Source organism: Streptomyces sp. NPDC037421, from assembly GCF_055602105.1.
The window spans coordinates 599,318-623,022 of sequence record NZ_JBVJWV010000001.1 but is presented as its reverse complement, the minus strand read 5'-3'; the positions used below and the strand labels follow the sequence as shown (position 1 = coordinate 623,022).

Here is a 23,705-nt window from a genome sequence, read left to right as displayed (position 1 = left end):
ATCACCCGGTCGGCGCATCGCACGGTGAGCCGACTGAACGCGCGGAACTGCGGCGCCACCTGTCCAATGACCGGGAAGCGGCCTTTCGCCTCGGTCGTCCTCAGGGAGCGCCATGAGTCTGCCGTCCGGGCCGCCCCCGGCCCCGGGACGGCGCCGGGAGGGCCACCCGCGAGAGACGACCCCGGAGGAGGCAGGATGCCCGGCTCCGCTGACGGCCCCGCCCGCCCCGCGGCACGGGAAACGCACCGGCGCGGCGCGCTGTTCCACCGGCCCACGCGCGCCCTGCGCAGGGACCTGGCCCAATTGCTGTGCGCGGTGACCGGGCTGGTGCTGGGCCTGCTGTCACCCCTGGTCACAGCGGGTCCCCTGGTGGCCGCCGGGCGCGTGGTCAGCGTGTTGTTCACCCTCGGCTTCGGCGTGGTCAGCCTGGTCAGCATCATCTACTCGATGCTGTTCCTGGTCGTACAGTTCTCCGCGAGCACGTTCACACCCCGCCTCGGCCTGTTCCGCGACGAGCCGATCGTCTGGCGGGCGTTCGCCTTCACCGTCGGCGTGTTCGTCTTCTGCATCACCTCGGGCCTGGCCATCGGCACCCGCGAGAGCGTCTCCGTCTTCGTCCCGTGCGCCGCCATGATCCTCACTCTGGTAGCCCTCGGCCTGATGCGGACGCTGCAGATGAAGGCGTTCCACTCGATCCAGCTCGGCCACGCGCTGACCGCGATCACCGACCGCGCACACCGTCTTCACGACGGCCTGTACCCACACCCGTACGCCCCGCACGGGACCGCCGCCCCGCAGTCCGGGGCGACCGGCGCGGGCGTGGCCGTCCGCTGGGCCGGACCGCCGGCCGTGCTCCAGGGGATCGACGTGCCGGCCCTCATGGCCGTCGCGCGGGAGAACGACTCCACGGTCGCCTTCCGGGTCGCGCCGGGTGCGACCCTGTCGGGGGGCATGGTGCTCGCCGAGGTGACGGTGCCCGGTCCGGCGGAGGCGGAGCTGCGGGCGGCCCTGTCGACGGGGGTCGAGCGGACCTTCGGCCAGGACCCCGAACTGCCGTTCAGACTCCTCGCCGACATCGCGCTCCGCGCCCTGTCTCCGGCGGTGAACGATCCGGCCACGGCCGTGGAGGCCTTGGAGCGCCTTGAGGACCTGCTGACCCGCCTCGCCGGCCGCGACCTGGACGTCGGCCGGTTCCACGACCACGCGGGACGGCTGCGGGTGAGCGTCCCGGTGCCCGGCTGGGGCCGGTACGTCCGGATCGCCGTCGACGACGTGGTCATCGCCGCCGCCGGATCCCCGATGGCCTTGCGAGCGATGCGCGACATGCTGCGAAGACTGGCGGAGCGTACCCCCCAGTGCCGTCGTGCCGTGGTGGAAGACCGGCTCCGGTGGGTCGAGCGGACCGGCGGCGAGACGTACCCGCTCGTCTGGACGGCGGCCGAAGGCGGATAGCCCCGTGTGGCGAGCCCCGGAGAGCGAGCCGAGAATGAGACTGCCGGACCAGGTCCATACGATGTCGCCCGCAGGATCCGCGGCGATCCCTGCCCGGGCTGCCCCAGCCCGCAACGGCAGTCACAGCGAAGAGGTGACGCGCGAGCTCGAAGAGCGGCGTCACTCCGTGCACGCCGGGACGCGCAGTTCCCTCCTGGCGTGCCGTAAGGACCCAGGTGATCGCAGATGTGCCGATGGCTCGCCTATTCGGGGACACCCATGCTGCTCGACACCATCCTCTACAAACCCGCCCACTCCCTGATCGACCAGAGCCTGCACTCCAAGCTCGGTGTGGAGACCACGAACGGCGACGGGTTCGGTGTCGGCTGGTACTCGCAGGACGACGCCACGCCGGCGCTGCTCAGAGACGTCGGCCCGGCCTGGAACAACCGCAATCTGCGGGAGATGGCCGACCACGTCCGCGCCCCCCTGTTCTTCGCGCACATCCGCGCGTCGACCGGCACGGCGGTGCAGCAGTCGAACTGCCACCCGTTCCGGCACGGCCGCTGGATGTTCATGCACAACGGCGCGGTCTCCGGCTTCCACCTGATGCGCCGGGACCTCACCATGCTCGTCGACCCCGCGCTGTACGCCGACATCGAGGGGACGACCGACTCGGAGGTGATGTTCTACCTGGCCCTCACCTTCGGCCTGGACCAGGACCCGCCGGCCGCCGTGGCCCGGATGGCGGGAACGGTGGAACGCGCCGGGCACGACCACGGAGTGGAGTTCCCGCTCCAGATGACGCTCGCCATCACCGACGGCGAGAGCATCTGGGCCTTCCGCTACTCCAGCGCGCACGCGTCCCGGTCGCTGTTCTACAGCAGCCGGGTGGACGCACTGCGCAGGCTGCACCCCGACGTCGCGTTCCTGAGGGAGATCTCCGAGGAGACCCGCCTGATCGTGTCCGAACCCCTCGGCGATCTGCCCGGCGCGTGGAACGAGGTGCCGGAGAGCACCTACGGCATCGTCCAGCCGGGCGCTGACGCGATGTACCCCTTCGTCCCAGTGCCTGCATGACACGGCCACCTGCCCCATCGGCCGGCGGGCCGCCGCCGTCCGGCCGGGCAGCTCCCGGAACCCCTGTGGAGGGCCGATGCGCCCCTACCCGCCGATCGCCGAACACGGTCTGATCGGGGACCTGCAGACCTGTGCCCTCGTCTCGTCCGAGGGAGTGCTCAACTGGTTCTGCTCACCACGCTTCGACTCACCCAGCGTCTTCGCGAGCCTGCTCGACGACGACCGCGGCGGCTGCTTCGCCATCACGACCGACGCGGCCCGCCGTCCCCGAGGCGAACCGCCGGACAACGCCGACGTCGTCACCCGCCAGCTCTACATGGCCGACACCGCAGTCCTCATCACCCGCTCCCTCACCCCCGAAGGCGTCGGCGAAGTCATCGACTTCATGCCAGTCCACGAGCCGCACACCGCCACCGACCGGCACCAAGTGGTGCGCATCATGCGGGTGGTACGCGGCACCGTGCGCTTCGACCTGGAGTGCCGCCCGCGCTTCGACTACGGCCGGGCGTCCCACCGGCTGACGTACGACGGCGCCACCGCCCGCTTCGACGGGCCCGGCATCACCGCGCACCTGCAAGCCCTGGGCCCCGTGACCCTGGAGGCCGACGAGACGGACGTGCGGGCGGCCGTGACCCTGTCCGAGGGCGAACGCGCGGCCGTCCTGCTGACGGTCTGCGACGCGGGCGGCGCGGCCCCACCGCCCGCGAGCCCGGGTGACGTGGTCAAGGCGTTCGACGCCGTGCGCGGGTTCTGGCACGGCTGGATCGGACGCTGCGCCTACCGCGGCCGGTGGCAGCAGATGGTCAACCGCTCCGCGATCACCCTCAAGTTGATGACGTACGCCCCCACCGGGGCGCCCGTCGCCGCCGCCACCACGGGCCTGCCCGAGCAGGAGGGCGGCGAGCGCAACTGGGACTACCGCTACACCTGGATCCGTGACGCCTCGCTCGCCGTGCGTGCCATGCGCGACCTCGGCTTCACCGAGGAAGCACACGCGTTCCGGACCTGGCTCATGCGGCGGGTGGGGGACGGCGGAGCTCCCAACGGCGAACCCCTGCAGATCATGTACCGGGTCGACGGGGATCCGTACTTGGGCGAAGAGGTCCTCGACCACCTGGAGGGCTGGCGGGGCGCGGCCCCGGTGCGCGTGGGCAACGGCGCCGCGGACCAGCTGCAGATGGACATCTACGGGGAGGCCGTCCACGGACTCTCCCAGGCCGGCGCGGCCGGAGACCTGTTGGGCTTCGACGACTGGCAGCGCTGCGCAGCCCTGCTCGACTGGCTGTGCGAGAACTGGGACCGCCCCGACGAGGGCATCTGGGAGACCAGGGGCGGCCGGAAGGACTTCACCTACAGCCGCCTCATGTGCTGGGTCGCCCTCGACCGCGGCATCCGCCAGGCCACGGCCACCTCCCGGCCCGGGGACCTGCCCCGCTGGACCGCCACACGGGACGCGATCCTCGAACAGGTCATGACCCTCGGCTGGAGCACGGAACGGCAGGCGTTCGTCCAGGAATACGACAGCACCGTCCTGGACGCCTCACTGCTGCTCATGCCCCTGGTCGGCTTCATCACCCCCAAGGACCCGCGCTGGCTCTCCACCCTCGACGCCATGGACCGGGAACTCGTCTCCGACAGCCTCGTCTACCGCTACGATCCGGCGGCCTCCCCGGACGGCCTCCAGGGCTCGGAAGGCACCTTCTCGCTGTGCACCTTCCTGTACGTCTACGCCCTCGCCAGGGCAGGCCGCCTCGATCAGGCCCGCTACGCCTTCGACAAGATGCTCACGTACGCCAACCACGTCGGGCTCTTCGCCGAAGAGGTCGGTCTCACCGGCGAACAGCTCGGGAACTTCCCCCAGGCCTTTACCCACTTGGCGCTCATCACCGCAGCACTCGCTCTTGACTCCGAACTCGACCGAGCCGCGGGCGTCGCCTGACGCCCGCTCTCCGAGGGGGTGCGCCGCCTTGGTGCTCGACCTTCTTTTCATCGGCTTGGCGGTCACGCTGTTCCCGTTGCCCATCATGGCCTTCGTGCTGGTGGTGTCCGCACCCCGGGGGGTGCGCAAGGGCCTGGTGTTCATCCTCGCCTGGCTGGCGTGTCTCGTGGCCGTGATGGCGGTCGTCCTCCTCCTCACCGACGGGCGGCCGCCACCGCCCCGCTCGGTGCCGTCGGCCGCGGCACTGGTGGCCACCCTGGTCATCGGTGCGGGCCTGGCCGGGTACGGCGAGCACAGGCGCCGCCGGAGCCGCCGGAGCCGCCGGACGACGTCGTCGGCCCCACGGCCATCTGCGGCTCCCGCCCCGTCCACGACCTCCCGGACGCACAACGCCACCGGTTGGTCCGCGGCAGCCCTCGCCGTGCTCCTTCAGCCATGGGGGATGGTCGGTGCCGCTGCCGCCACCGTCGTACGGGCCGACCTCTCCCACGGCGCGTCCTTCCTGGCGCTCACGGCCTTCTGCCTCCTGGCCACCTCCACCCTGCTGGCCATGGAGCTGTACATGGTGTTCTCACCCGAGCAGGCCCAGCACTCCCTGCTGCGCCTGCGCGCGTGGCTGGAACACCACAAGGAACCGGCGATCGTCGTCACCTGCCTCCTCCTGGGCCTGTGGCTCGTCGGCAGAAGCCTCTACCAACTGACCAGTTGACCCCACGACCGTGCCGCCGTGCCCTCGGCGGCCGTCCCCACAAGCCCGGCCATGGGCGAGGAAGCAGGCGAGCCATGACAGAGCCCAGCGCCCGACCCACCGGCTCCGGCAGCGGCCGGCAGCCGCAGGAGGCCGACCGGCTGCGCGAGATCCTCCGTGCTCCCGGCTACCTCAAAGTGCTGGCCTTCGCCGCTCTCATCGGCATCCCGGTCTCGCTGGTCGCGTTCTGGTTCCTCGTGGGACTGCACGAACTGGAACACCTTTTGTGGGCGGACCTTCCGCACGGGCTGGGCCGGGACGCCCCGCCGTGGTGGTGGGCGCTCCCCCTGTTCCTGGTCGCGGGAACCGTCGTCGGTCTGGTCGCCGCGCGCCTGCCCGGCGCCGGCGGACACGCCCCCGCGTCCGGCCTCCACGCCGGCGGGACTCCGCCCGCCTCCCTGCCGGGCGTCCTGCTCGCTGCGGCCGCGAGCCTGCCCTTCGGAGCCGTTCTGGGACCGGAGGCCCCGCTGATCGCTCTGGGTGGCGGCCTGGCCCTGCTCTTCCGTGACCTCACGCGTGCTCCGGCCACCCCGCAGAGCACGGCGCTGCTGGGCGCGGCCGGTGCCGCCGCCGCCATCGCGGCGATCTTCGGCAACCCGCTGATCGCGGCCGTACTCCTGATCGAGGTGGCGGGGGTCGGCGGGCCGCAGCTGTTCGCGGTCATGCTGCCCGCCCTGCTCTCCAGTGGAGTGGGGGCCCTGGTCTTCACCGGCTTGGGACGCTGGACCGGGCTGGAGACGGGAAGCCTCGGCCTCACGCTGTCCACGCCCGTCCCCCGCCTGGACGCGGCGGACGTGCTGTGGACGGTACCCCTCGCCCTCGCCCTCGCCCTCCTCCTGCACCCGGTCCTGAGGGCGGCCCTGCGGGTCGCCGCGTACGTCAAGGGGGGCGTGCTCTCGCGCACCGTCCTGTGCGCCGTCGCGGCCGCGGCATGCGCAGCCGGGTACGCCCTGGTCACCGGCCGCACCCCCGCAGACGTCGCCCTGTCGGGCCAGACCACCCTGGGGCGGCTGGCGGCCGACCCGCACGCCTGGGGTGTGGGCGCGCTGCTCGCCGTCATGCTGTTCAAGGGGGCCGCGTACACCCTGTGCCTGGGCAGCCTGCGCGGCGGCCCCGTCTTCCCCGCCCTCTTCCTCGGAGCCGCCGCCGGAGTCCTGCTGGCCCCGATGCCCGGTCTGGGCCTCGTACCGGCCATGGCGGCGGGCATGGCGGCGGCCACGGCCGCCACCCTGCGGCTGCCGGTCAGCAGCGTGGTCCTCGTGGTCCTGCTGCTGGGCAGCTCCGCCATGATGCCCATCGTCATCCTCGCGGCGGTGGCCGCCTTCGTCACCACCGAACTGCTGCCCGCCGGCGAGGGAGCGGGCGCGGACGTGTGAGCGGCCGGCGGCGGATCGGTCATCGCGACGCGCCCGTGAACCGGGGTTCGAAGGAGTGGACAAATCTACGGTTACCGTGAGTGCGGAGTGATCACTCACAGTTAAGGAACGGGTGCGTGGACCTCGCCGACATCACGTCCGTCCGTATCCACCCCGCCATCGGCATCGCCCGGCTCGGCAACAGCCCCGACGCGTTCTTCGTCGGGCCCGAGGTGCCCGGCGCGCCTCCTGATCCCGGCGGCGGCCGGTTCAAGGACCCGCTCGGGCGGATCAAACGGCAGGCAGCGCGGTTCCGGTGCTTCGGGTACGACGCGCGCGGTGAGCGCTGGAAGGAGCTCACCGACACACCCGGGCTCGTCGCCGTCCACTGGACCGTGCACGTGGTGAACCGCAAGGGCGCCTCCCTGCGGTTCACCGGGGACACCCCCCCGCAACAAGGGTGCGGAGCCCGGAGGCCTCGTCATCGATCCGGGCGCCCGGACGCTGCGCGGCCCCGGAGAACGGCACCGGCTCGACGGCGGGGCGTTCGCGGGCGTGGACGTACCACTCGGAGAGGTACGGACCGACGAGCAGGGGCGGCTGCTGGTCCTCGGGGGGAGCGGAGCCGCCGGGTCGCCGACGGGCGCTCCCTGCGACGACTTCGCCGACAACGACGGCTGGTACGACGACACCTGCGACGGGCCCGTCGAGGCCGTCGTCCACATCCGCGGGCGCGACCCGATCCGCGCCGAACGGGCCTGGGTCCTCGTCGCGCCCCCGAAGTACGCCCCCGGGCTGGAAGACGCGGTCACCGTGTGGGACCTGCTCACCGACCTGTTCGCGGAGGGCCCCCCGGACGGCGGCCGGCCGCCGTCGTACGTACGCGACATCCAGCCCGTCCTGCGCCGCGCCCGGACCATGGGGGCCGTCAACCGGGACGCCGGGGGCCGCAACCACGCCGGCTGGCCGGAGCCGCTCTACGGGCACTACGGGCGGCGGAAGATCGTCGGCTGGCTGCGGCCCCCCGGGTACGAGAACCCCAAGGACCAGGTCGGGAACTCCATGCCCAAGCTGGCGGGCAAGCCGCGACCGCACCTCACCCGCCGTCAGTACGCCGCCCTGGTGCGATGGCGCGACGGGGACTTCGTACGGGACTGGGGTCCGGATGCCGAGCCGGCCGGCGGGCAGGGGGAGATCACCCCGCGAGGACTCGACCGCGCCGCTCTCGAAGCCTGCGTCGGCACCGTCTTCGAACCCGGGATCGAGGCCGGGCGCATCTTCCTGAACCTCGACAACTGGGCCGGGCCGTACGGCGGCTTCCGCTTCCACCCGAGGACCGGGCCGGGAGACGTCACCGCCCGCATGGCCGTGCCCTGGCAGGCCGACTTCTACGCGTGCGGCGCGTTCTGGTGGCCGGTCTCCCGGCCCAACGAGGTCGTCGTGCCCGGCGCGGGATACCAGGGCTGGCAGCGGGGGGTCGCGAACATCCGGCACATGGTCGACGTCTGGGACCGGCTCGGGTTCGTCGTTCACGACCCCCGGCACGGGTACGTCGAGGCCGAGCGCGACGAGCCGCCCGAGGTCCCGCCGCCGCCCCTCGCCGCCGGGCAGTGGAACAGCGCCCTCGCCGGCCCCGGGCCGGGCGGCAACGGGCACGCCGGGATCTGGCAGCAGGCCGGGCAGCTCGCGGAAGCCGACCTCGTCGGATACGGGCGCGGCGACCTGCCCCCGGGGGGCGGCCACCTGTGGCGGCTCCGGCTCACCGAAGCCGACCGGAGCCTGACACTGAGGCTCCGCACGGCCGACCCGGCCGCCCTCGCGGTCACCGTGAGGACCCCCTACGGCACCGTGCTGGAGGCGGACGACCCCCGCCTGCCGGTCGCCCGTGAATGCGCCGCCCTGGAGCTGCGGTGCCCGCTGCCGCTGGAGGCCGCGCCCCAGAGGTTCGCCCGCGAGGGGCTGTGGGAGGTCCACGTGCGGGCCACGGGCGAGGGGCCGGCCGCGTACCAGTTCACCGCCCGGACGGACGGCGACATCCGCATCGGCATCGCACCCGACGGCTCCACCGTCACCGTCGAAGGCGGCCGGGTGTCCGCCGCCGTCCTCTCCGTGCCCGGTGACGAGCCGAACGGCACGCCCCTCGACGCGGTCGGTGAGAGCACGTTCGCCCTCCCCGCCGCCGCGGCTGACGGAGCCGCACGGCGGCTGACCGTGAGCGGCGTATCGGAACTGGGCTTCCCCTTCACCCGGGACCGGTTCCTGCCCCACGACCATCACGAAGGAGTCCAAGGAGTCCGATGAGTCCGACGAGTGTCACCACCATCCAAGCCGAGCCGACCGTCGCCGGCCTCCTCGCGCAGGAAAGGCGCGATGTGGCATGGCTGCAGGACTGTCTCCAGCTCGCCGTCCGGATCGAGTTCGCGACCATCCCGCCGTACCTGTACGCCTACTGGTGCGTCAAGGATCCGGCCACCGACCTCGCCGACGCCCTGCTCGGCATCGCCTGGCAGGAGATGCTGCACATGGGCCTCGCCTGCAACATGCTCGTCGCGGTCGGCGGCAAGCCCGACATCGCGCGCAACGTGCCGAGCTACCCCGCCAAGGGGCTGCCCGGCAACGTCCTGGAGGACCTCGACATCCAGCTCAAGGGCGTGTCGGGCCGTGAAGAGGACGAGAACGACGCCCTGCGGCTCTTCATGAAGATCGAGGAGCCGCGCAAGCCGCTGGCCACCCTCACCGCGAGCCGCACCATCGGCGAGTTCTACCGGGACATCAGGACGGCGTTCGAGGACCTCTTCCGGAACAACCCGAACCTGCCCGGAGGCGGCAGGCAGGTCTCCGGCCGCATCGGCGGCGACGTGCTCTTCGAGGTCAGGAAGCTGAAGCACGCCCTCGACGCCATCGACATCATCACCGAGCAGGGCGAGGGCACGAGCAAACGGCCCACCGGCACCGACGACCCGGCCGACCTGGCGCACTACTACCGCTTCGGCGAGCACTGGTACGGCAGGCGGATGCGCAGGCTGCCGCAGCCGGTCGACGGCAAGGAGTGGGAGTTCAAGGGCGACCGGATCCCGCGCGTCGCCGTGCACCCGCTCCGGCCCGTACCCGGCGGCGGCTGGGGCGGCGAGCCCGGGCCGTCGATCCGCAAGGCCCTGGACGCCTGCAACAAGGCCTTCACCAGGATGGTCCAGGAGCTGCAGGACGACTGGACCCCTCCGTCGGACCACCGGCGCGGCGGCAATGCCCCCGAACCGATCGGCGCCATGGTGGCTCTCAACCAGCGGGTGCGCGAACTCATCGCTCTCCAGGTGCGGGAGCCGGGGACCGCGAAGTACGGGCCTGAGTTCCTCATGGTGCCGACGGAGGTGGACCGGTGAGCGAGCTGGACCTCTCCTCCGTCAAGCACGTCCGCATCCACCCCGCCATCGGCTTCGCCCGTGTCGGCAACAGCACGGACCCCGACGGCTACTTCCTCGGACCGGAGGTCCCCGGCGTGCCGCCGGAGCCCAAGGACGGGAAGTTCAAGGACGCCCAGGGCCGCGTCAAACGGCAGGCCGCCCGCTTCCGCTGCTACGGATACGACGAGAAGGGCGAGCGCTGGGTCGAACTGACCGACAAGCCCGGCCAGGTGTCGATCACGTGGACGGTCCGGCTCGCCAACCTCAAGGCCGCTGCCAAACAGTTCGTCACGCAGGGCGCCGAGACCGGCGAACTGCGCAACAAGGGCGTGGCGCGCGACCAGCTGGTCATCAAGCCGCAGGCGCTCTCCCTCGACCGGCCCGGCCGGACCGCGGTGTTCGAGAAGAAGCGGATCTCCTTCGGACAGCACTCGGCGGAGGTCGGCCTCGGCGAGATCCGCACCGAACCGTCGACCGGCCGTCTGCTGGTGCTCGGCGGAAGCGGCGCCGCGCGGAGCCCGGAGGGCAAGGAGCTCAGCAGCCCGTTCAACAACGACGGGTGGTGGGACGACACCTCGGACGGCCCCGTCGACGCGGTCGTCACCATCAACGGCAAGCCCATCCCGGCCACCCGGGCCTGGGTCGTGGTCACCCCGCCCAAGTACGCACCCGACCTCGACAACCCCGTCACCCTCTGGGAACGGCTGCGCGACCAGTTCTCCCTGGACGACGAGACGGCCGTCCCGTCGTACACCGAGGACATCGCACCCGTCCTGCGCCGGGCCCGCTTCATCGCCGCCGTCAACGAGGAGGCCGCCGGCATGCACTCCGGCTGGCCCGAGCCGATCTACGGCTACTACACCCGCCGCAAGATCTACAGCTGGCTGCGCCAGAGCACGCTCGACAAGGACGAGAAGAAGATGCCGCAGGTGCACAGCTACGAGCGCAAGGGGCAGGATTTCGGCACGCTCACGCCGTCGCAGCTGCGCGACCTGCGCAAGTGGCGCGACGGCGCCTTCGTCCGCGACTGGCCGGACGGCGGGCCCCGTCCGCCCCACCGCACCGTCACCCCGCGCGGCCTGGACCGGGCGGCCCTGGAGGCGTGCGTGGGGGAGTCCTTCACCCCCGGCATCGAAGCCGGTGCCTTCTTCAAGGACCTGAAGAACTGGGCACAGCCGTACGAGGACTTCCGCTTCGCCCCCGGCCTCACAGCGGGCGCGGTCACCGAACGCATGGCCATCCCCTGGCAGGCCGACTTCTGGGCGTGCGCCGCGAACTGGTGGCCGGTACCCCGCCCGAACCAGGTCGTCCCGGCCGACCGGCCGGAACTCGGCTACCAGGGCTGGACCCGGAAATGGGCGGACGACATGAACGACATGCCCGCCTACTGGAGCAGACTCGGGTTCGTGCGGCCGGACGGGCAAGGCCACTTCCGGGAGGTCGAACGCGCCCCCAAGGGCGCCTTCACGGTCGATCCGCTGCCCGACGGCCAGCTGACGACCCTGTGGGCCGAGGACCGGCCGACCGCCGTCGGAGCACTGCCCGAGGACCTCGCCGGCATCGACCTCGCCGCGTACGGCCACGCGGAGCTGCCGCCCGGCGGCGAGCACGGTTGGCCGGTCCGGCTCACGGACGAGGACCGGATGGTGGAGATCGCCGTCCGCACACCCCGGCCCGCCGACCTGACGGTCCGTGTGGTCACCCCGTACGGGTCCGACGTGGCGCAGGACGACGTCCGCATGACCGGGACGGTGTTCCCGGACGCGGTCGTGGTGCGGCTGACCCTGCCCGTCGAGGTGATGCCGGCGCGGTACGCCCGGGAGGGTCGCTGGCACATCGTCCTCGGCACGTCTGCGGCCGCGGGCGCGCAGCCCCTGCCGTACCGGCTCAGCGTGGCGATCGATTCGGGCATCCGCTTCGACGGCGCACGGGTGACGCCGCCGGCCGTCGCCGTGCGCGGCAGCCGCGCCCACCACGGTGATGGCGCCGGGGACACCGCGGCCGCGCGAACGGCCGAATCGTCTCCCGCAGGGCAGGGGCCGGCGGGTGAGCGGCGGATGGAGAGCCTGGCGCTCGTCGCACCCGACGGAACCGAGACACCCGTCGAGCACGCCGAAGGCGCGGCGGCGCCCGCCGCCGCCACGGTGCTCGCCTCGGCACCGCCCGGGACGCGGCTGCGGGCCATCGGCTACTCGCGGCTCGGGCACCCCTTCGTACGGGAGCGGTTCCTGACGGGGAACGAGCCCGCGTGACCGGCGCCGACCTCGTGGTGGTCGGCGGCGGGCCCGCAGGTGCGGCGGTCGCCCGGGAGGCGGCCGCCGCCGGGGCGCGCGTCGTGCTCGCCCACGACGGGCGGACGCCCTGGCGGCCGGTCGGGCAGCAGCTCGCACCGGCCGCCAGGGCCGTGCTGCGCCGCATGGGCGTGGACGGCAGGGCGGCGGCCCTGGCCAGGCCGGTGCACGCCACCCGGAGCGTGTGGGCGGACCCGTCGGCGGTCGACGAGGCCTCTACGCTGTTCAGCCCGTACGGGCCGCCCTGGGCGGTGGACCGGCGCGTCCTGGACGGCCTGCTGCGGGTGGCCGCCCGGGAGGCGGGCGTGCGGGTGGTGCGGGCCCGGGCCCGGGTCGAGCCGGCGGCCGGCGGCGGCTGGTGGGTACCCGGCGTGTCGGACGGTCCGGCGCCCGTGCCCGTGGTGGTCGACGCGACGGGCACGGCCGGTGCGGTGTCCCGGGGACGGCTGGCCCGGCACCGGGTCGACCGGCTGCGCTGCACGGTGTGGCGGGCCCCGGCCGCCGAGGCCGGCGCGCAGCCGTGGTCGCTGGTCGAGGCGGTGCCGTACGGCTGGTGGTACACGGCCCCCGGCCCGGCCCACGAAAGCGGCCTGACGGTGCTTCAGGTGCAGGAGGCGGGCGGTCACACGCCCGGCGTACCGCCGCCGCGTACCGCCGCCCGGCTCCGCCCCGGCCCGCTGCCCGGCCCGGCCGCGGAGCGGGTCGCCACCGTGGGCCGCGCCGCACCGCCCTGGGCGCCGGGCGTGGTGGCGGCGGGTGACGCGGCGCTGTCGGTGGACCCGCTGTCCTCGTCCGGGCTGCGGCACGCCCTGGAGCTGGCCCGCCCGGCGGCGCACGCGGCGCTCGGCCTGGTGGACGGCGACGAGACGGCGGCGGCCGGGTACGCGGAGCTGGTGGCCGGGGCGTTCGCCCGGCACCTGGCGGAACGCCGCGCCCACCACGCGGCGGCCGCGCACTTCGGCCGCGAGCCCTTCTGGCGCCACCGCTCGACCACGGGCGCGGGCGACTGACACTCCACCCGCGAACCGGCCGGAGGCCGCCCACACCGTGAGCGGCCTCCGGCGCTCCCCGGCGCACTCCGGGGTCTCACGGCGGGCATTCGGGCGACGGTGAAACGATCAGCCAGCTGATTCCTCCAGCTCCCCCCTCCATCTCACCCCCCGTGCTGCCATCCTTCCCCACGGTGACGACGCGGGTGGTCCGAGGCCGCCCATGGTGACAGGAGGACCTGGCTTCCATGCACGGCGACTTCCCACGGCTCAGGCGGACGCTCTCACTGTGGTGCGGCATCGGAGCCGTGCTCGGCGGTTCGCTCGGACCGGCCGCTCAGGGCGCACACGCGCGCACGCCGCAATTCCAGGAACGCGCTGCGGCATGTGCGGCCCCGGGGCCGGTCGCCCATGCCTCCGCCGGCCTCGACTTCGGGGGCAAGGAGCTCGGTACGGCGAGTGCGGGCCGCACGGCGGCCTCCATCACGGCCGCTCTGGCCACCGGACCCCTCCCCGCCGGAGCCCGGGTGGTGGGGAGCCGGGTCCTCCTCCCCGACGGCCAGGGGTCTTTCGCGATCGGCGTGGAGCCCGCACGCATGCCGGGCACGCTTCCCTACGCGCCGGTGGCGACCTTGCACCTGCTCGGGCCGAGCGCGGCCGTGGTGCGGGTCTCCGACCGGGCGACGGCCGACCTGATCCGGCTGGCGGTCGCCGCCCGGCTCACCGAGGCGGCGGTGATCGTCTCCGACCGGTCGGAGAACCGGAGGCCCGATGTCACCAGCGGACTGAACGAGGGCGTGCTCACCACCGCCGACAGCGCCGGCCGCATCCCGCTCAGCCCCAGGGACATCGGCCGGGTCGCGGCGCTGAGGATCCTCGGCGACCAACTGCCCACCGCCACGGCCCGGGTGAAGGCCACCGCGCTGGGTTCCGCCGTCGCGATGGGCCTGCTCGACGAGGAACCGGCCCGCCCCGTGCACCGGGTGGAGGGCAACACGCCGCTGGTCGGCACGGCCGCCGCGGCGGCGCGAGCCGCCTCCGTCCGTGCGCTGTCGCCCGGCTCCGCGACCGCTGTCGACAAGGTGCTCGAACTGGCCCGCCAAGCCGGATCACAGGCGAGCCTGAAGGACATCCGCGTCGAACGGGACTGCGAACGCCGCGTGCTGCGCGAACAAGCCGACGGCGTGATCGCCCAGCGGACGGCCGCGGACGCCGAGCTGACGAAATCCCTGAACGCGCGCCATCCGCAGCTCCCGGTCATCCCCCACGTGATCGTCGGCGGTGGCTGGGCGGCCACGGTCGACCACCTCACGCTGCCCCCGGTCGCGAGTGCCGGCGGCGATGTGCCGCCCGTCCTGACGGTGGCCGCGGGCTACGGAGTGGTCAACGGTCTCGGGGAGTTCCGCCTCACCCAGCCCGCCATGGACAACGAGCTGCCGGGTGCCCCCTTCCAGCCCGGTGACTTCGCCGAGGACCGCAACGACTTCGTGATGTCCACCGCCTTCGGGCGGGCGGTCGGTGTGGCCCGGGCCCTGGCCGGCATGCCCACGTACCAGGCGGACGTCACCGGGATCGAAGCCCGGCCGGACGGGTCTGCCGCGGCCAACTGGCCTGCCGGAGCCCGGTACCGCCTGACGACCGGCGACCGGCGGACCCTGTACGCCCGCTCACTGGACCTGGCCACCGGTCTCGGCCCGCCCAGGATCCCGCAGGCGGTCGGCGACCAGCTGGCCGGCCGGACCTTCGCCGATCCGGGTACGGGCTACCAAGTGGCGTTCGGCCCTGCCGGTGACACGCGGATCCTCGATCCCCAGGGCGAGCCGTACACCGGGCAGCTGCCCGCGAACGCAAGCTGGCTGCTCGGCGTGCAGAACGTCGAGGGCACACCGAAGAGGCTGTACGAGCCGTTCCTGCTCGATCCCCTGGGCCGGCCCACCGAACGCCGCGTGATCGACCCCGAGTCCCGTCACTCGGTGGATCCGCAGACCCGTACGGCTTACGCCCCGGACGGAACGGCCGTCGACCCGGCGAGTCTGGATCCAGGCCTGCGGGCCCGGCTCGGCTTCCGGCCCGGAGGCTACCGCGACCCCAGGATCGTCACCGACCCCGACTCCCCCTATTCGGTCCACCCGGTGACCGGCGCCGTCACCGTGACCGCGAGCGGCGAGCCCGTCGACCGCACCGCCCTCCCGCCGCAGACGCTGGGCCGCCTCGACGCCCTCGTCCGGGCACACCGGGTCCAGTTCGGGGGGCAGAACACCAGCGCCGACTACCGTCCGGACGACGACCTGCTCGTGGTCGGCGGCGGCGCGGGCGGGGCCTCCGAGGTCGAGCAGGCCCACTACGTCACCCGCCGGGTCACCTGGGGCGCCCGCGCGGCGCGACTCGGTGCCGACTACCCCAAGGGGCCGGAAGGCGCCCTCGACCCCAAGGGGCTGCGCGCCGAATGGGATTCGGCCGCCCCGGACCGGAAGGCGGAGATCCAGAGGGACCTCAGCTTCGTGAGCGGCGGCTTCAACCGGCGCAACACCCTGCCGGCCATCGGGGCCTTCTCCCTGCCGGTCTGGGAACCGACTCTTCGTACGACCGACCTGCCCGTGACCGTCCGCTACACCACCACGGGCCGGTTCGGCACGACCGATCTCCAGGGCCGCCCCTCCACCTTCAGCCGTATCGTCTACACCATCGGCCAGGAGGCCGACTACCCCGGCGGCGCGGCCGCGTTGCTGGGCTCCGGCACCCGGCTGGCCGCGGTGCTCGGACCGGACGGCACGGAGGTCAACGGCCTCAAGGACGTGCCGGGCACGCTGCGGGTCCTGGGCGCGGCCGGTGTCACCGCCGGCGTTCTGCGGCTCACCGGGGCGGACCAGCCGGTACTGACCGACAGGATCAGGGCGCAAGCGGACGTCCTGCCGCCGGACGCCCGTGCCATTCACCCCAGCATCCGCTACCACGCAGGGCGGATCGCCGAGATGAACCGCACTTTCGGGCGGTGAGCGGTACGGAGCGGTGGCGGAGCGGGTGAGCGAACCACTGCGCCAGAGCGAAGACCACCACAGCGGGCCGCTTCCCGCAGTGCGGGTGCGATGAGGACGGCGGCCCAGGAAGACGAGGAGCGCGAGCAGTGACAGGTACGGCCGGAACACGTGACACCCGGCAGAGCCGGGATCAACCCCTCGAGGACCCCGGGCCCGGCGTCGGGACCGGTCCGGTGGTCAACAGCTACGACGAGTGGTCGCCCCTGAAGGAGGTCGTACTGGGCTCGGGTCTGAACCACGACGCGCACGAACTCGACTTCTCCTTCCGTCTCTTCTTCCACGACGAGGCGCACGGCGCCTTCTACAGCCCCGCCTACGGAGCACCGGGTGCGGTCAGCGTCCGCCGGGAGGTGAAGAAGAGGTACGTGGAGGAGCTGAACGAGGACATCGAGGGCATGGCGGACGCCCTGCGGCAGGGCGGTGTCACGGTGCACCGGCCCATGCCACTGACGGCGGCCGGTTCGGTGCGGACGCCCGCCTGGGAAGCAGGGGTGATGCCCGCGCTGAACGTCCGTGACCAGACGCTCGTCCTGGGCGAGGAGATCATCGAGACCCCGCCCCAGGTCCGTGCACGCTACTTCGAATCGCACCACCTCAAGCCGCTGTTCTACGAGTACTTCCGACGCGGCGCGCGATGGACGGTGATGCCGCGCCCGGTCATGACGGACCGCTCGTTCGACACCTCGTACGTCAGCGGCTCGACCACCGCCTCCATGCAGTACATCGCCGACCCGCACCCCTCGCGGCTGGACGTCGGCACGGAGATGATGATCGATGCCGCGCAGTGCGTGCGTTTCGGACAGGACGTGCTGGTCAACGTTTCCACGCAGAACCACCAACTGGGCTTCGAGTGGCTGCGGCGGCACACCGCCGGCCGCTTCCGGCTGCACCGCGTGTACCGGCTCGCCGACAACCACCTCGACAGCATCGTGCTGGCCCTGCGGCCCGGTGTCCTGCTGGTTCGGGACCCCTCGTTCGTCCCCCGGCTGCCGGAGCCGTTGCGCCGCTGGAAGATCATTTTCCCGCCGAAGCCGGACCTGAACTCGTTCCCCGACTACGAGGCCGACGACCTCGTCCTGACCAGCCCGTTCATCGACCTCAACGTGCTCTCGCTTTTCCCGGACACCGTCATGGTCAACGCGCTCTGCCCGGAACTCATCCGCACGCTGGAGGAGCACGGCTTCACCGTGGTGCCGGTCCGTCACCGGCACCGCCGACTGTTCGGCGGAGGCTTCCACTGCTTCACCCTGGACACCGTCCGCGAGGGGTCCGGTCCCGAGAACCACTTCGACTGACGGGCGGGCCGAAACCCCGCGGCACGGCCGGCCCGGTGCAGGTGAAGGCATCGTTCCGGGCCCTTGAGGCCTTACCGCCGACCGGGTCGCGTTCGGCGCGAGCCGGTCGCACGGTGAGAGCGACGGCGGCGGTGATACGCGAACGTCAGGGCCAGCAGCAGGGGACCCCAGAGGGTGAACAGGCCGCTGACCGTCATCGCCAGCACGTCCCAGCCTTCGGCGTACGGGAAGCCGTCGGCACCGCCGAGGCGGAAGGCCCCGAACACCCAATGGACCATCAGGGCGGTGAAGAAGAGGCCACTGATTGTCGCGGGGAGGATCACCGCGAAGGGCGGTATGCGTCTGCCGCCGAGCTTGGGGATCCAGGCGGGCACGACCTCTCCCCACCGGCGGACCAAGCCGAAGCTGAGCAGTGCGAATGCCTCGGACAGGACGCTGAGTCCGACGACGTAGGGGATGTTCCAGGGTGAGGGCGGCAGGACCTCGCCGCCCATGCCGTAGCCGAAGGCGATGGGCAGACGCCATAGGCAGACAGGCAGTGCGACCAGGGGCATCGCACGGGCTGTAGCGGCTGCCCACCGGGGAACCGGCCGTTCTGTCGCCGTTGTATCGATGTGCGTCGTGTGGGTTGTCATGCCCTCACTGTGTCTGGGCAGCCCACCGGCCTGGATCGACTCTGCGGATGATCCATCTCCCCCTGACGGGCGAATGCGTGTGGTCCAGAAGGTGGACTCCGTCGCTGCGATCACCCACGTCATGGGCAGGTTTCACGGAATCACGGCCAGAGCCGAATTCAACCAGCCTCATCGAGACCGCCACGCGGGGCCACCGCAGGACAGGGCGGTTGGCGGCCCCGCACTCATCCGCGATGGTGAACGCGCCGGCACGTCTCGGACACTCGGCCTCGTGCGGTGTCTGCGGTGAACTGTGGCGTCCGGATGGCTTACACGCCGGGTTTCGCGGGTGCTCCGAGGGCGTGGACCGCCCCTACTGGAGGTGGGCCTGTGACCACCGCCCGAGTCCTCCCCGCAGACAGGAGCCCGCGCATGACGGCAAAGCGCTACAACCGCTTCACCTACCTGGCGATCGGTGATGCCCCGACCAACCTGTACACCTTCGACGTGCTGACCGGCGATGTGGCCAAGACGGCGGTGGCACCGTACAACGACGGGTACGACGCCCTGGCCTACAACTGGTCCAACGGCCTTCTCTACGCGATGAGCAGGAAGGAGTCCAGTACATTGCTCGTCATCGACCCGATGGCGAAGACGGTCACCCGCAGAAGGTCGCCGGCCTGCCCGAGAACAACTGGGTGCTGGGCGCCGTGAGCCCGGACGGCAAGAAGATGGTGATCAGCGGCCTGCCCAGGTCCAAGGGCGCGGTACTGGACCTGACCGCCAGCCCCGTCACGGCGACCGTGCAGAACCCTCCGGGGACGGGCGGCTGGTACGACTGGGCCTACCATCCCGTCGACGGCCGCCTCTACGCGGTCGACGGGAAGAACGGCGCCCTGCTGTTCGCCGACCCGGCCGAGAACCCTCAGAAGGTCGTGCTCAAGGAAAAGGTCTTCCCCGTGGCGCAGGCCGGTGCCTCCGGGTTCGCCAGCTACTCGGCCGTCTTCTTCGAGGAGCGCGGACGGCTCTACGCCTTCGACAACGCCGGCAACGTCTACCGGCTCGACCTGCGGGCCTCGACGCGGGAAAAGCCCATCGAGGGCGCTCGCGTCGGGACCGCCGAGAAAGTGGGCCGGGGGAAGATCGACGTCGAGAAGCTGGACATCCGGGACGCCGGGGGCGACGTCACCGAACAGAGGGTGGACCCCGCGTACGAGGGGATCGAGGTCGATCAGAAGCTCCGCCAGGACAACCCCTGGGAGGAATCGATCGACGGCAGGAAGATGTGGGTCTACAGCTTCAGGGTGACGCTCACGGCCAAGCTGACGAAGACGGAGTCGCAGCCCGGCAAGGCCGTTCCGGTGAAGAAGTGGCGGATCCTCTTCGACGAGGTCCCGGGCTCCACTGTCAAGACCGGAGGGGCGAAGGTCACCAAGTCCACCCAGGACCACCGGTTCGTCCTGGACACCCCCGGTGACGACCACCTCATCGAAGCGGGGAAGAGCCTCGACGTCGACCTGCTGATGTACGTCCCCAAGGAGAACCCGCTCCCCAAGCCCCCGCGACTGGGCAACCTCGCAGCCCGACGCCTGGCCTGACCCGGCACGCGCGGCCGCGTCCCCCGCCCGAGGGGACGCGGCCGCGTGGCTCGCCGGCGGCGGATCCTCCGGTCGCGCCACCCGCCGAAGGGCCGTTTCGGAGCGAGGCGACCCGGGGCGGCCCTGCGATCGTTCACGCGAATTCTCGGCGAACGGCCGACGCCCTCCTGGCCGGAACCGGAAGGTGCTCGCTCTGGCGCAGGTGCTGCTCCGGACCGAGTCCGAACAGCGCGAAGCTTCGGCGCTCTGACCCTGCCGGCTCAGCGTTCGCGGGTTCGGAGACCGTGCTGGTCGAGGATGGCCATCAGCTTCCGCTTGCGTTTCTGGTCCGTGCGCAGGGCGGCCAGGTAGGTGGCGAACTCGGCTTCGGAACCCAGCGCTTGGTGACAGGCGCGGGCGCTGAGCAGCAGCTCCGCGAGGCGTTCGTACGTGCTGTCGCCGGTCTGCTGGCGCAGCGGTTCGATCCAGCGGAGGTAGACGGTCAGGGCGTCGGCCGGTCGCCGGTCGCGGATCCGGTCGGCCAGGGCAAGCCACTGCCGCTGGTCGGCGTAGCCGTCGGTGGCTGCCTGCCAGGCGGCCTGGAGGTCGTCGTCGTCCATGAGCGCGTCGACCAACACGGAGCCGTTGTACCCGCGGCCGTTCTTGGGCTGGGCGACGGCCCTCAGTACCTTCAGGGCGTCCGCGCGTTCGGCACCCTCCCAGGTTCCGGCAGCGCGGGCCGCCGTACGCAGATGCCGGTAGGCGGCCCGCGAGGGACGGGCGCGCAGCAGGTTCCGGCGGACCGCGACCATGTCGGCCAGGCGGTGGGCCCGCTCATAGCGCTCGCAGAGGAAGGCGACCAGATCGTCGTCGGGTCCCCATCCGGAGACGGTCTCCTGAAGACCGCGTTCCGCCCACTCCAGGGCCTCGTCCGTGCGGCCCGCCGCTTCGAGCTCGGTGGCGATCACCAGGTGGGTGTGGCCGTTCGGGGCGAGGTCCGCCGCGTGGACCTCCACCAGCGCGTCCACACTTCCGCCCTCGGCCTTCAGGAGGCGTTCCATGAGGTACTTCTCCGACCAGCCCTTCGGGTTGGCCCGCCAGGCGGCCACCACCAACGCGCGTGCACGGGCCAGGCCCGGGTCACCGAGCACCTCGCGGTAGTCGAAGAGGTCGATGTCGGCAGCGTCGTTCACCTCGTCCAGCAGGCACCGCACAAGCCACTCGGCGGTCTCCACCGGGTCGGGCCGGGCGGTGCGGCAGGCCTCCAGATGAGCTTCGGCCAGCCTCGTGGCGACCTCCCCGATGAGGCCGTCCGAATCGTCGATCTCGCCGCACGTGCGGCCCAGAGCCTGGAAGGCCTCGCGGGCCACCTCCACCGCGTCCGCCGACCGGCCGCTCGCCGTCAGCGCGCGCAGTGCGGTGACGGCCTCTGCCGCCTGCCGGCCGTAGGCGTGGGCGTCGGCGTATTCGACGTACCCGTAGCGGGCGAATGCGCGGGTGTCGAGGAGGCTCAGAATGCGCTCCCGGACGATGCCGGTGTCCTCGCCGCCAGAGGCGGCACGCAACTCCAGGCGGCGCCGCAGCTCACGGTCGCCGGCGAGTTGCTCCCGTACCAGGGCGAGCAACTCCTCCCGTGTGCGGGACTCCAGCCAGCCGTCCAGCAGCCGGGTCCGCGAGGCGGCGGCCGCCCGCTGCTGCGGTACGGATCCGGCCTGCCTCAGGACGGTCAGGCCGACCGCCACACAGTGCTTGCAGAAGTTGCGGTCCTGGCCGTACGGGCAGTCGCACCAGCCGGTGAGCCCGCCGTCCTCGTCTTCGGTCAGCCGCACCTCGTAGGCGTCGGTTCCGTCGACGGCGGCGGAGATCGCTTCTTGTCCGATCTCCAGCCGTGAGACTGCGGACACATAGCCGAGTCCCCGCTCGAAGGAGCGTGGCCCCGCCAGTCGGTGCAGGTCTTCCTCGGTGAAACCCAGAGCATCTGTCACGGCACTCATTCCATCGGACGGGAACCCCGGCCGCCGTGCTTCGCGGAGAATTCGGGCGTCGCCGGGCTCGGGGTGCCGAGGGCAGGCTGGGTGGCCCTTGCGTGCTTCTTCGCGCGCTGCCACGTCTTCGAGAACCCGCCGGACGGCTGGATGCAAGGCGGTACGCCGCGAACGACGGGGGCCGAACCACTGACCTTGAAGCCGTGGTGTCTCGAACGGTGTCGTTCCGATGTGCTCGAAGTCCTGAAAGACCCGGGGAAAGCTGACCGGACATGCGAATCGTTGTAGTCTCCGGAGACCGCCCTTGACCCGCGGATTGTGGGCAGGGAGCAGACAAAACCGGGAGTTTCCGCATGCTTCGCACCATGTTCAAGTCCAAGATCCACCGGGCCACCGTGACGCAGGCGGACCTGCACTACGTCGGGTCCGTGACCGTCGATGCCGATCTGCTCGACGCCGCCGATCTGCTGCCCGGGGAGCTCGTCCACATCGTGGACATCACCAACGGGGCGCGGCTGGAGACGTACGTCATCGAAGGCGAGCGCGGGTCCGGGGTGATCGGGATCAACGGGGCCGCCGCGCATCTCGTGCATCCCGGGGACCTGGTGATCCTGATCAGCTACGCGCAGGTCGAGGACGCCGAGGCGCGGGTGCTGAAGCCGCGGGTGGTGCACGTGGACGGGGACAACCGGATCGTGGAGCTGGGGGCGGATCCGTCCGCGCCGGTGCCCGGGACGGATCAGGAGCGCGGCCCCCATTCGGTGGCCGTCTGAGCTGAGGGAGTGGGGCCGTGGCGATCGAGCTGGTGGACGAGCGGAAGGCCGGGCGGCTGCTGGCCGTCGAGGACCGCAGGGTGGTCGGGTTCATCGCGTACTTCGTGCTCGCCGCGGAGCCCCACGCCCTGGTCGCGGTGCACACCGTCGTCGAGCCCGGGCACGAGGGCCGGGGGATCGGCGGGGAGCTCGTGAAGGGGTTCTACGGGATGGCGGAGGCCGAGGGGGTGGCTGTCGTGCCGCTCTGTCCTTACGCCGCCGCCTGGGCCGGGCGGCATCCCGAGCAGGCGCCCGCCGCCCCGGCGGCCGTCGTCGAGGCCGCCAGGGCGCAGTTGGAGCAGGACGCCGATCTCTGGTGAGCGGGCTGACGCTGCTGCACACCTCACCGGTGCACGTGCCCGTTTTCGATGCCCTGGGGGAGCGGGGACACCCCGGTGCCGTGTTGCGGCACGTGGTGCGGCCCGGGCTGCTGGAGCGGGCCCGGGCAGTGGGGCCGGAGGGCGTGCGGGCGGAGGTGCGGGAGGTGCTGGCGGGGGTCGCAGGGCCCGTGCTGGTGACCTGTTCGACCATCGGGGCCGTCGCCGAGTCCCTCGCCCCCGAGCTGGGGTTTCCCGTGCTGCGTGTGGACCGGCCGATGGCCGCCCGGGCCGTGGCGACGGGGTCGCGGATCGTCGTTCTGGCCGCGCTGGAGTCGACCCTGGCGCCGACCCGGGACCTGCTCCTGGAAGAGGGGGCCGGGGACGTGCGCGGCCGGGTGGTTCCCGGGGCCTGGGAGCTGTTCGAGGCCGGGGACGAGGGCGGGTACCTCGGTGTCGTGGCGGCGGCCGCCGACGGCGTGACCGGTGCCGACGTCATCGTGCTGGCGCAGGCCTCCATGGCCGGGGCCGCCGGGCTCGTGCGGACCCGGGTGCCCGTGCTGGCCAGCCCGGCCCTGGGGCTGGCCGCCGCGCTCGCCGGGGGGCGTACCGGCTGAGATCGGGGGAAGGTGGGCCTTATGGTGCGAAACCTTGAGCAGACGCAGCCGCCCGTGCCCGACCCCGAGCCGGCCCCCGCCCCGTTCCCGCCGCTGCCGGACCCCGGGCCCGTGCCGCGCCCGGTGCCTCCCGTACCGCCGCCGTTCCCCGAGCCCGACCCGGTACCCCCGCCGCCCGGGCCCGCGCCGATCCCGCAGCCGGGGCCGCTGAGCTGA

The 23,705-nt window shown here is 72.4% G+C and carries 19 protein-coding genes and 1 pseudogene; 18 read left to right on the top strand and 2 right to left on the bottom strand.

Going from position 1 to position 23,705, the window contains the following annotated elements; all coding sequences use genetic code 11:
- Window positions 1–195 precede the first annotated feature (195 nt).
- The 12 genes and pseudogenes from ACZ7IF_RS02740 (at window position 196) to ACZ7IF_RS02685 (ending at window position 17,567) form a co-directional block, all read left to right on the top strand.
- Complete coding sequence (locus ACZ7IF_RS02740) at window positions 196–1,452, top strand: DUF2254 family protein (RefSeq protein WP_470961855.1); 1,257 nt, start codon at window positions 196–198, stop codon at window positions 1,450–1,452.
- A gap of 225 nt (window positions 1,453–1,677) precedes the next feature.
- The gene (locus ACZ7IF_RS02735; RefSeq protein WP_470961852.1) at window positions 1,678–2,511 is read left to right on the top strand and encodes a class II glutamine amidotransferase; all 834 of its coding nucleotides are present in this window, start codon (window positions 1,678–1,680) and stop codon (window positions 2,509–2,511) included.
- 76 nt (window positions 2,512–2,587) lie between these two features.
- A complete protein-coding gene (locus tag ACZ7IF_RS02730) occupies window positions 2,588–4,450 on the top strand; it encodes a glycoside hydrolase family 15 protein (RefSeq protein ID WP_470961849.1) in 1,863 nt (620 codons plus the stop codon).
- Between the two features lie 28 nt (window positions 4,451–4,478).
- The gene (locus ACZ7IF_RS02725; RefSeq protein WP_470961846.1) at window positions 4,479–5,159 is read left to right on the top strand and encodes a GAP family protein; all 681 of its coding nucleotides are present in this window, start codon (window positions 4,479–4,481) and stop codon (window positions 5,157–5,159) included.
- Window positions 5,160–5,233: 74 nt separating this feature from the next.
- Window positions 5,234–6,574 carry a chloride channel protein gene (locus tag ACZ7IF_RS02720; RefSeq protein WP_470961843.1) on the top strand — a complete coding sequence of 447 codons (1,341 nt, stop codon included), beginning with the start codon at window positions 5,234–5,236 and terminating at the stop codon, window positions 6,572–6,574.
- An 80-nt stretch (window positions 6,575–6,654) separates the two neighbouring features.
- Window positions 6,655–7,264: pseudogene (locus tag ACZ7IF_RS02715) on the top strand (LodA/GoxA family CTQ-dependent oxidase); the annotation flags it as partial.
- Window positions 7,265–7,471: 207 nt separating this feature from the next.
- Window positions 7,472–8,854 carry a LodA/GoxA family CTQ-dependent oxidase gene (locus ACZ7IF_RS02710; RefSeq protein ID WP_470962306.1) on the top strand — a complete coding sequence of 461 codons (1,383 nt, stop codon included), beginning with the start codon at window positions 7,472–7,474 and terminating at the stop codon, window positions 8,852–8,854.
- Window positions 8,851–9,933 (top strand): ferritin-like domain-containing protein, encoded by a 1,083-nt coding sequence (locus ACZ7IF_RS02705; RefSeq protein ID WP_470961840.1) that lies wholly within the window; start codon window positions 8,851–8,853, stop codon window positions 9,931–9,933. Before ACZ7IF_RS02710 ends, ACZ7IF_RS02705 begins: the two co-directional genes overlap by 4 nt.
- Window positions 9,930–12,206, top strand: a complete 2,277-nt coding sequence (locus ACZ7IF_RS02700) for a LodA/GoxA family CTQ-dependent oxidase (RefSeq protein WP_470961837.1) — start codon at window positions 9,930–9,932, stop codon at window positions 12,204–12,206. Before ACZ7IF_RS02705 ends, ACZ7IF_RS02700 begins: the two co-directional genes overlap by 4 nt.
- Window positions 12,203–13,255: an NAD(P)/FAD-dependent oxidoreductase gene (locus ACZ7IF_RS02695; protein WP_470961834.1), complete on the top strand. Its 1,053-nt coding sequence runs from the start codon at window positions 12,203–12,205 to the stop codon at window positions 13,253–13,255. Before ACZ7IF_RS02700 ends, ACZ7IF_RS02695 begins: the two co-directional genes overlap by 4 nt.
- Window positions 13,256–13,482: 227 nt before the next feature.
- Window positions 13,483–16,230: a hypothetical protein gene (locus tag ACZ7IF_RS02690; protein WP_470961831.1), complete on the top strand. Its 2,748-nt coding sequence runs from the start codon at window positions 13,483–13,485 to the stop codon at window positions 16,228–16,230.
- 128 nt (window positions 16,231–16,358) lie between these two features.
- Window positions 16,359–17,567 (top strand): glycine amidinotransferase, encoded by a 1,209-nt coding sequence (locus ACZ7IF_RS02685; protein ID WP_470961828.1) that lies wholly within the window; start codon window positions 16,359–16,361, stop codon window positions 17,565–17,567.
- A gap of 71 nt (window positions 17,568–17,638) precedes the next feature.
- Here the strand turns inward: ACZ7IF_RS02685 and ACZ7IF_RS02680 are convergent, their stop codons facing one another.
- Window positions 17,639–18,121 (bottom strand): hypothetical protein, encoded by a 483-nt coding sequence (locus tag ACZ7IF_RS02680; RefSeq protein ID WP_470961825.1) that lies wholly within the window; start codon window positions 18,119–18,121, stop codon window positions 17,639–17,641.
- A 492-nt stretch (window positions 18,122–18,613) separates the two neighbouring features.
- Here ACZ7IF_RS02680 and ACZ7IF_RS02675 point away from each other — a divergent pair, with 492 nt between their 5' ends.
- Complete coding sequence (locus ACZ7IF_RS02675) at window positions 18,614–18,895, top strand: hypothetical protein (RefSeq protein WP_470961822.1); 282 nt, start codon at window positions 18,614–18,616, stop codon at window positions 18,893–18,895.
- Complete coding sequence (locus ACZ7IF_RS02670) at window positions 18,880–19,779, top strand: hypothetical protein (RefSeq protein WP_470961819.1); 900 nt, start codon at window positions 18,880–18,882, stop codon at window positions 19,777–19,779. Before ACZ7IF_RS02675 ends, ACZ7IF_RS02670 begins: the two co-directional genes overlap by 16 nt.
- A gap of 260 nt (window positions 19,780–20,039) precedes the next feature.
- Here ACZ7IF_RS02670 and ACZ7IF_RS02665 read toward each other — a convergent pair whose 3' ends face one another.
- Window positions 20,040–21,752, bottom strand: a complete 1,713-nt coding sequence (locus ACZ7IF_RS02665) for an SWIM zinc finger family protein (protein ID WP_470961816.1) — start codon at window positions 21,750–21,752, stop codon at window positions 20,040–20,042.
- A 344-nt stretch (window positions 21,753–22,096) separates the two neighbouring features.
- On the opposite strand from ACZ7IF_RS02665, the gene panD reads away from it, so the two are divergent.
- The 4 genes from panD to ACZ7IF_RS02645 are packed head-to-tail and all read left to right on the top strand — an operon-like array spanning window position 22,097 to window position 23,705.
- On the top strand, window positions 22,097–22,516 hold the full coding sequence (panD, locus tag ACZ7IF_RS02660; RefSeq protein WP_470961813.1) for an aspartate 1-decarboxylase: 420 nt from the start codon (window positions 22,097–22,099) through the stop codon (window positions 22,514–22,516).
- A gap of 17 nt (window positions 22,517–22,533) precedes the next feature.
- Complete coding sequence (locus ACZ7IF_RS02655) at window positions 22,534–22,875, top strand: GNAT family N-acetyltransferase (protein WP_470961810.1); 342 nt, start codon at window positions 22,534–22,536, stop codon at window positions 22,873–22,875.
- A complete protein-coding gene (locus ACZ7IF_RS02650; protein ID WP_470962303.1) occupies window positions 22,869–23,489 on the top strand; it encodes an arylsulfatase in 621 nt (206 codons plus the stop codon). Before ACZ7IF_RS02655 ends, ACZ7IF_RS02650 begins: the two co-directional genes overlap by 7 nt.
- A gap of 21 nt (window positions 23,490–23,510) precedes the next feature.
- Window positions 23,511–23,705: a hypothetical protein gene (locus ACZ7IF_RS02645; RefSeq protein WP_470961807.1), complete on the top strand. Its 195-nt coding sequence runs from the start codon at window positions 23,511–23,513 to the stop codon at window positions 23,703–23,705.

Excerpts from the sequence above, each read along its gene's own strand:
- ACZ7IF_RS02740 (WP_470961855.1), top strand. The coding sequence starts at position 196 with ATGCCCGGCTCCGCTGACGGCCCCGCCCGCCCCGCGGCACGGGAAACG.
- ACZ7IF_RS02735 (WP_470961852.1), top strand. The coding sequence starts at position 1,678 with ATGTGCCGATGGCTCGCCTATTCGGGGACACCCATGCTGCTCGACACC.
- ACZ7IF_RS02730 (WP_470961849.1), top strand. The coding sequence starts at position 2,588 with ATGCGCCCCTACCCGCCGATCGCCGAACACGGTCTGATCGGGGACCTG.
- ACZ7IF_RS02720 (WP_470961843.1), top strand. The coding sequence starts at position 5,234 with ATGACAGAGCCCAGCGCCCGACCCACCGGCTCCGGCAGCGGCCGGCAG.
- ACZ7IF_RS02710 (WP_470962306.1), top strand. The coding sequence starts at position 7,472 with ATGGGGGCCGTCAACCGGGACGCCGGGGGCCGCAACCACGCCGGCTGG.
- ACZ7IF_RS02705 (WP_470961840.1), top strand. The coding sequence starts at position 8,851 with ATGAGTCCGACGAGTGTCACCACCATCCAAGCCGAGCCGACCGTCGCC.
- ACZ7IF_RS02690 (WP_470961831.1), top strand. The coding sequence starts at position 13,483 with ATGCACGGCGACTTCCCACGGCTCAGGCGGACGCTCTCACTGTGGTGC.
- ACZ7IF_RS02680 (WP_470961825.1), bottom strand. The coding sequence starts at position 18,121 with ATGCCCCTGGTCGCACTGCCTGTCTGCCTATGGCGTCTGCCCATCGCC.
- ACZ7IF_RS02675 (WP_470961822.1), top strand. The coding sequence starts at position 18,614 with ATGACGGCAAAGCGCTACAACCGCTTCACCTACCTGGCGATCGGTGAT.
- ACZ7IF_RS02665 (WP_470961816.1), bottom strand. The coding sequence starts at position 21,752 with ATGAGTGCCGTGACAGATGCTCTGGGTTTCACCGAGGAAGACCTGCAC.
- panD (WP_470961813.1), top strand. The coding sequence starts at position 22,097 with ATGCTTCGCACCATGTTCAAGTCCAAGATCCACCGGGCCACCGTGACG.
- ACZ7IF_RS02645 (WP_470961807.1), top strand. The coding sequence starts at position 23,511 with ATGGTGCGAAACCTTGAGCAGACGCAGCCGCCCGTGCCCGACCCCGAG.